The organism is Amycolatopsis azurea DSM 43854 (assembly GCF_001995215.1).
Taxonomy (GTDB): Bacteria; Actinomycetota; Actinomycetes; order Mycobacteriales; family Pseudonocardiaceae; genus Amycolatopsis; species Amycolatopsis azurea.
On sequence record NZ_MUXN01000023.1, the window covers coordinates 96,641 to 104,572 of the forward strand.

The 7,932-nt window shown below is 64.0% G+C and carries 5 protein-coding genes; 2 read left to right on the plus strand and 3 right to left on the minus strand.

From position 1 onward, the window contains the following. The first annotated feature begins 17 nt into the window (after window positions 1-17). Together B0293_RS28825 and B0293_RS28830 are read left to right on the plus strand one after the other, a co-directional pair. Window positions 18-1,085 (plus strand): polyprenyl synthetase family protein, encoded by a 1,068-nt coding sequence (locus B0293_RS28825; protein WP_077241415.1) that lies wholly within the window; start codon window positions 18-20, stop codon window positions 1,083-1,085. Further along, window positions 1,075-2,139: a polyprenyl synthetase family protein gene (locus B0293_RS28830; protein WP_005164804.1), complete on the plus strand. Its 1,065-nt coding sequence runs from the start codon at window positions 1,075-1,077 to the stop codon at window positions 2,137-2,139. The genes B0293_RS28825 and B0293_RS28830 overlap by 11 nt, the downstream gene beginning before the upstream one ends. 901 nt (window positions 2,140-3,040) lie before the next feature. On the opposite strand, the gene B0293_RS28835 is transcribed toward B0293_RS28830, so the two are convergent. The 3 genes from B0293_RS28835 to B0293_RS28845 all read right to left on the minus strand — a co-directional run bounded on the left by B0293_RS28835 (window position 3,041) and on the right by B0293_RS28845 (window position 7,066). Further along, window positions 3,041-4,390 (minus strand): hypothetical protein, encoded by a 1,350-nt coding sequence (locus tag B0293_RS28835; protein WP_039919315.1) that lies wholly within the window; start codon window positions 4,388-4,390, stop codon window positions 3,041-3,043. Window positions 4,391-4,828: 438 nt separating this feature from the next. Beyond that, window positions 4,829-6,001, minus strand: coding sequence for a hydroxymethylglutaryl-CoA synthase (locus tag B0293_RS28840; RefSeq protein WP_005164799.1), 1,173 nt, complete (start codon window positions 5,999-6,001; stop codon window positions 4,829-4,831). A gap of 3 nt (window positions 6,002-6,004) precedes the next feature. Continuing rightward, a complete protein-coding gene (locus B0293_RS28845) occupies window positions 6,005-7,066 on the minus strand; it encodes a hydroxymethylglutaryl-CoA reductase (RefSeq protein ID WP_077241416.1) in 1,062 nt (353 codons plus the stop codon). Window positions 7,067-7,932: the final 866 nt, after the last annotated feature.

Sequence of the window (7,932 nt, forward strand, 5' to 3'; positions counted from 1 at the left end):
AGAGTGACTGCTGACCTATGACTAAAACTCTGACCCCTTCAGCGTTACAGCAATCGACCGCTTATGTCCGTCCACACCTGGTGGCGGTCCTTGACCGGATTCATCCTGACTTGCGGGAAGTGTGCAAGTACCACCTGGGTTTGATCGACGAGAAAGGGAACCCCACCAACGGCCGGAGTGGGAAGATGATCCGGGCCTGCGTAGCTGTGCTGGCAGCGGAGGTCGTCGACGCGGACCCGGCTCAGGCGCTTCCCGCAGCCATCGCCATCGAGCTCGTCCACAACTTCACCCTGTTGCACGACGACATCTTGGATGGCGACGAGTTACGACGCGGCTGTCCAACAGCTTGGCGGGCATTCAGTACCGGCGCTGCGATACTAGCCGGCGACTCGCTCTTCGCGGCCGCTCTCGAGCTCCTGGCCCAGGCACCGGACAGCTCACTGGCCGTAGCGGAACTCTTGTCCTCCAGCAACCGCGTTATCCGCGCCTGGGCGAACGAGGCGGTCCTCGACCGCACCCCTGCGAACGAAATCGCCATCGACGACTACATCGCCAACTGCGCCGCAAAAGCAGACTTGCTGCCCTCAGCCGCCGCGATCGCGATCTTGCTCGTCGGCGGGGATTCAACGATCGCCCATGGGCTACGGACCGTTGTTTCGCACGCCAGTGCGGCACTGCAGATCGCCAACGATCTCGAGGACCTCTGGGGCGATCCCATTCTTGTCGGCAAACCAGGACTTCAAGACCTGCGACAACACAAGCACACGCTTCCGGTCATCGCGTCATTGCAAAGCCGGCACCCACTCGCCTCCGAGCTCATCTCGCTGCTGACGAAACCCAACCTGTCCGAAACAGACCTCGCCGTAGCTGCTCGGCTCATTCACGACACGGGCGGCAGGGAACAGGCCGAACGCGCTGCCTCCGAGCAACTTCGCGAGGCTTTGACGGCACTCGCCAGGCTGGACATTTCCGATCGGCACCGTGACAAGTTCAGGGAGGTCATTCTCTACGCCGTCACGCGCGAGCCCGAAATCTGGATCTGGCACAAACCCGAGACCTTGACCGGGACCAACCATGGACTCTGAGAATGCTCCTGCGACGCGTGACTCGGCCGATTCTCCCCCAATTCCCGAAGCCAACCTTCGCGCTCGCGACTTCACCAGGGCCGGTCTGACCGAGGTTCTCCACCGCCTCCCGACCGAAGCGGCTCTGATCTGCCGGTACTACTTCGGCTGGTGTGAAGCGGACGGCACGCCTGCCCGACGGCGTGGCAGCAGGGCGCTCCAGGCCACCATGGTCATGTTGGCCGCCGAGGCCACCGGAGAAGATCCCGAGCCCGCCGCGCCGGGGGCAGTGGCGATAGAGCTTGCTCACAACTTTACTTGCCTGCACGACGACATCGCCGACGGCGACGACGTACGACGTGGCCGACCGACCGCCTGGAAGGAGTTCGGCACCGGCCCCACACTCGTCGCGGGTGATGCCCTGCTGAACGAGGCGATCCGCGTACTGGCTGCAAGCTCGAACCCGTCGGCCGCCATTGACGCCTTCACCGAAGGTATGTCCGCCGTGTTTCATGCGTGGTTCGGGGAACCGGCGATGGACCGCGCCCGGCCCCAGGACATTCGGCTCGACGATTACCTCGAGGTCTGCGAAGGCAAGGGCGGTGCCCTGCTCGGGACCGCGGCGGTGCTGGGGACTGTACTGGTGAACAAACCGACTCGATACGCGCAGCCTCTCAGCCAGGCCGCTCGCTATGCCGGTACAGCTTGGCAGGCCGTCAATGACCTGGAGAACATCTGGGGAGACGCAGACCTGGTCGGTAAGCCAGGCTTTCAAGATCTCCGCACGCGTAAGAACACCTTGCCGGTGATCACGGCGGTACAATCCGACCATCCGGATACCCCTTACCTCCTCGAGCTTCTCAATCGGCCTTCTCGCTGCGAGGCGGACCTGACGCGGATCGCCGAACTCCTCGAGGTTTGCGGCGGAAGATCCGCCACCGAGAACATCGCCCACACCTATCTCGAGCAAGCTCAGTCCACGCTGCGAAGATTGGATCTTCCCGACTTCGTGCACGAAAGCCTGGCCTCGCTCCTGCACTTCACAGTCACCCGGTGCCCGCTTCCGATCCAGTGACCCCCGGCCTGCGGGACTCGGACGATCATGACGAGTCCGGCATTCGGCTCGGACGTGAACCACTGACGGGCAGTCCCGACGCACTCAGGATCGCGGTTTCGCTGAGGCCTGATTCTTCGCCTTACCGCACGATACTCGGAAGCGCACGCGCTCGACGCCGTTACCTGCTGTACTGGGCTGTCCTGATCCCCTCCTACTATGATCATCGAGACTGCGCCGCGTGCCCGTCCTAGTCCATGAGTTGATCATGGTTGGCAGATCTCTGGAGCACAGATCCGCTCACACCGAAGGTCTCGTTGCCGGGGAGGTCGTCGCCGCAAGCCGATTCTGCCTTCCTCACCGGAGTGAGGTGCATTGCCCGGCGTCCGCCTTGCTTGCCGATCATGTACGTTAGGACGAACTTCGGGTAAGACCGCCGATATCTTCGAGGAGACTTCAGGCAGGTACCGTCGCCCCTTCCTCGGTTCTCCATCGTCCTCCTACCTCGGCTACGACGGTCAGGCAGTGGGTGTGGACGTGGCGTCACGGTCTCTTATGTGGTTGCATCGGGCACGCTGATGGAAGACGCCGCCGTGATCGTGAAAGTCGCGCGCATAGTGTGTGCGCCGCCAGCAACGTACTGCTGGTCTGCGGTCCGCACGACGCGGCTATCGGGGCGGAGCTGACGGCATGGGCCGGACAGTTGCGATCCGGCCCGGTCCATCGGATCAGCAGGCGCGGCCACTGTCGGCGTCGCGGCCGCAGGCCAGGCGGGAGCCAGGATCGCCGACACAACGGTGACCGCACCGTCCGGACTCGGACCGCTCGCGGTGCTGCATCGTCGTGCCGTCACCGAGCTCTAACGGAGTGCTCAGTCCATGCACCACTCGAAACCAAAGGCACGATGACGGACACGTCGCGGTCACGGCCGGGTGGTAGCCCGGCGACGACGGAGCGCGGCGCTCCGCTGGAGCACGGCGAGCGCCGGATGACTTCTTGCGTGCGGACGTAGCCTGGCCCTCATAGTGGCCAATGCCGCGTCCGCTCGTCCGGAGGACAGGTGGGGATAGTCGTCGAGGAACTGGTTCCAGTTATGGCAGGCGCGGTCCAGTTCGCCGCCGGCCAGGTGTAGCTCGGCGAGCCGGGCCAGCGTGATCGCACGGGCTCGGCGTTCCGTGCTGGGCCGATGGCGCAGGGAGCGGGTCAAGGCGCTGATGGCGGCAGGCCGCTCCCCCAGACAAGCCCGCACCGCCGCATGGTGGTGCGACAGGGCCGCGCAATGGTAGGTTCCGACGGGGGCTGAAGCACCACCGGCGTTGTCGAGATAGCTCTCCGCGGCCAGCAAATGCGTCACCGCCTCACGCTGATCATCAGCGGCGGCCTCGGCGACGGCGAGCTGCCCGGTCAAGAACGCGCGGGTCCGCGCGGAAGCATGTTCCGGCAGCGCCCGGGTCGCGGCGGTCGCGAGATTCACCGCTTGCCTCCGATGACCCAGCATCCGGGCCTGAACACTCAATGCCCGCAACGAGATGGCGAACTGCGTGGCATCGCCCGCGGCGTGAGCCAGGCGGACAGCGGCCAGGTAGTACCGTTGGGCGGCGCCATGCAGCTCGTCGTCGAAGCACAGGAATCCGCACAGATAGCACAGTTGTGCCGCGGTGCCGAGCAAATCCGTGCGCACCGCTGGCGTCGCGTCCGAGCGCAGCCACGGCGAGATCGTCGTGCGCAGGTAGCGCGCCAACGCCGAACGAGCATGCCCACCGCCGAACGTCAGATCAGCGGCCGAGAACAGTTCCAGCATCGCACGAGCCGCCTCGACCTCGACACGCTCGATCTTCTTCCCACGTTCCGCCGGGCACACCACAGCCGCTGTGCCGGCCAGCTCGGCCCAGCCCGGCACGGACAAGGCCGCGAGACTATAGACACAACCGAACATCGCGCTACGGCTCACCGGGCCGTCACCACACAGCTCGGTGAGTTCGGCGGCGATACTGGTGCGCCACAACGGCGGGGCGGCCGGGGCGGCGGCGACTCCGAACCCCGTGTCGGCAGTCGTGACCCGGCGGCCCAACCCTCGGGTGAACACCTCGGCCACCAACTCGGGGACCGGCGGCCGGGCCCGCGTCCCGGACAGCCAGTGAGCTACCGCCGTCCGGTCGTAGTGCAGCTGCAGCCCTATCTCCGCACCCAGTTCATTCGTACGGTTCGCCAGCTCCTGGCCGGTCCAACCAGACTCAGTGAGCAGGTCCCGCAACAACGGGTTCGGCACCATCCGCACTCCCCTCATCCATGTCGAATCCCTCGCTACCCGGTGCTCGGAACACCGGCGCCGACTAAGCCATACAGTTCTACCTACCCAGCCGACACTCGGGCCACTCGACGCCAATCAGGTGGACAGCACAGACACACTCGTCACTCGCGGTAGAGCTCGAGAAAATCCTTTGCTGCAAACTGGCGGAGGTTTGAGAGCTTTGCCCCCTGACAACCCGATCTCCCTATCGCGCACTGCTGGCTCCATTCACTCCACGCCGCACCGGTAACATCGCAACGGGACGAAAACAGGCCCACACCAAGGCTCGGACCATCGATAACGCGACCAAACCGTCCCCGCGCTCCGGTGCGGCACGCACGGTGACGGTCGGCAGTGCGCGCGGCTAGAGTGTAAAGCATTCGATGCGCCGATCGGAGCAAGCCGATAAGGACAGAACTCCTACCGTGGCTGATACACGCGTTTGTGATCGGCAATTCCGGCGAGCCGGAAGCTGCCGGCGGTCTGCCTCGGCAGGGCGCGCTCTTCACCACTGACGGGCAAGTCGTATTCATGTAGTTCTCGGTAGGCAGCGTAGTCGATTTCGGTGCGCCGGGAGATCACATCGCGGTTTTCGTTCCTCCGACGGTGATCACGATAATCCGCTGCGACTACACCGGTAAAGAACTCGGCGACGCTGCCGGATCCATAGCTGAGGAAACCGACGGTCTGGTCCATGATGTCGTCGGTGCTGTCGAGCAGGGAGGCCAGGCCAAGGTACATCGAGGCGGTATAGCTGTTGCCGATCACGGCGTTGTAGGCCGTGGTGCGACCGACTGCCTCGGCACTGTTCCGCCGGTCAGACGGCTGACCGCAATAGCTGAGGAGGTGACGATGCGCCTTGTGGGCCATCGTCGTGAAAGGCTGGTGGTAGCACACCGCAGCGATCTCATTCAACGACAAGCCGCCCCGCTCGGTGTAGTCCTTCCACGTACCCTCCACCGCCTGCAGGTATGCGTCGACGGACAGCCGCCCGTCGACGATGGCGGTAGACCGATAGTTCGGTCGCCAGAAGTCCATGACGTCGTTGGTGAACAGGCCAGACGGCTCGACGACCCGAACCAGCGCGGGATCGGCTGCGACCAGCATGGCGACCGCCGCAGCGCCTTGGGTCGGTTCACCCGGGCTGTCCAGCGGGTACTTCGAGACGTCGCCGGCGATGACGAGGACCTGCTGCCGCCGGTCCCGCTGGACCAGAGCGACAGCGAGCTGCAGGGCGGCCGTTCCGCTGTAACAAGCCTGCTTGAGCTCCACCACTCTGGTGGACTCGGGCAGCCCCAGCAACCGATGGACGAACACCCCCGCGGCCTTCGACTGGTCGACGGACGTCTCGGTCGCGAACAAGATGGTGCGGATCCGGTCGTGCCCATGCCGCTCGAGAATGGGAGCGGCCGCGGCCGCTCCCATGGTCACGATGTCCTCGTCTATCGCCGGCACGCTCATCGCCACCTGGCCGAGCCCGACGTGGTACTTGTCGACATCGGTGCCGTTGTGCCTGGCCGATTCGGCGTGCGGGAGAACGAATTGACCGGTGGAGAAGGAGAGATCGTGGATCCCGATGGCAGCTGTCAGCATGGTCTAGGCCTCACCTTTCGTCCGTTGGTCGCCACGTTCCAGTTGGACGTGGGCGTGCATGAGTTCGCCGGGGTTGGTCTGGGCCGCTAACAGTGAGAGTTCACCGCAGAGCACGGTCGCCGCCGCGATGACGGCGAGGCGGCGGGCGTTGTCGCCGGGTGGCCGCTCGGTACGGCAGCCCAGCCGGGTCAGGTTGGTCTCGACGAAGCCGAGGGTCTTCCCGTTCCCGACGGTGCCCACGATCAAATTGGGCACCGTGCACGAGAAGTAGAGATCGCCGTCTCGGTCTTCGGCGACCGTGATGCCTTGCGAGCCCTCGACGATGTTCGCGGCGTCCTGGCCGGTCGCGAGGTAGAAGCCGAGCAGCATGTTCGCGTAATGCGCGTTCGCGGAGCGGATTCCCCCGGCGAGCAGAGTCCCGAGCAGGTTCTTACGCACGTTCAACTGCGCGATCCTAGCCGCCGTGGTGTGCAACTGGTCGGCGACGATCTGCCGCGGCACGACCAGTTCGGTGACGATGTTCTTGCCACGTCCGAGAATTCCGTTGACCGCGGTCGCCTTCTTGTCGGTGCAGTAATTGCCCGAGATCGACCCATAGGAGATTCCCGGCACAGTGTGCAGGAGATGACTCAGGAGCGCGTCGGCGGCCAGCGTCACCATGTTGTGCCCGGCCGCGTCGCCCGTGGTGAACTCGAACCGGACGAACAAAAGGTCGGCCGTGATCTCGTGCCGGACGCCGATCAGTTCGATGAACCTGCTCACGGTGCGAGATATTTCGGCCAGTTCGCCGATCCGCTCCTGGATCTGTTGCGCGGCGGCGTAGGCGGTCTGCGCGTCGGCGGCCTCCACGAGCACGGACCGGGTCATGCGCTCTCCGATGAGGGTGGCGACGATTCCCCGCTCGGTCAGCATCGAAATCTTCGCACCTCGACCGACGGAAGGCCACAGCGGGGATTCGAAAGTAGCGATGGGAACTTTGGTCTCCGTGCTCGCGACATTGCCCGATATCTTTAACGGACCCACCCATTTCATCGGGATTCCAGCGATACCATGCGCGTTGGACATCGTGTGGCCCCCTTCGTTTCACTGACGTCGACGGAACCACCTCATGGCCTCAAGCTGGATCGTCGGATGACACGCGCTGTGGACAGCGAGTACCGCACTGAGCACTTCCTGCCCATCCTGCTTGTTTCCTGTTTCCAGTAGACCTGTCGCAGAACGACGCTGGCCAGCTTGAGCGGGAACCGCATCGTTGAAAGCGGAACCATGTTGAAAGCGCTGCGACACAACGGAACGCACATACGAGCTCCCGATGGCGCGCGACGCATTGAGTACGAAAGAATTCAAACCGCATAACCGTAACTGACCTGAAATCAACGATTCCGCCACTCTCGCAAGCGACACTTGCTACGAGTTACCCTCGGCCAGAGATTGATGCGATCTGGTAAGCTGACCGCCTTCCTGCCGGCGACACACAGGACGTCCTGAGCCGGGCGTGGTTCCGTTGACGCATCACGTGAGAACTCAATGAAGCAGGGGCGTCAGACCTTGAGACTGCTGGCAGCGCTACCGCTTTGGGAATCGAGGAGCATGAGGCGAGTGTTGAAGGACCAGCCCTGTTGAACGCGGATAATCACAACCGGCCATCCGGCGTTCCCTGCATTTGTCCCGGGCACTGCGAAGCGAGACCGGCGACACGGGAGCCAGCTGGTGCATCAGGTCGGATACGGCCCGCGTAACGCATCACCGTCCTGCTGGTGAGATCAGCAGAACGGTCACGTCTTACATCTCGGTCAGCGTCACCTTGGCTCAGATCGGAGAAACCGCGATTCAGCAGGACCACCTTTTGCTCGGGGAATGTGATCCCTCAATGGCCGTAGATCATCGCGCTGTTCTACTGGGCAGCCGGGGCTTGCTCGACTGGAGTCGCG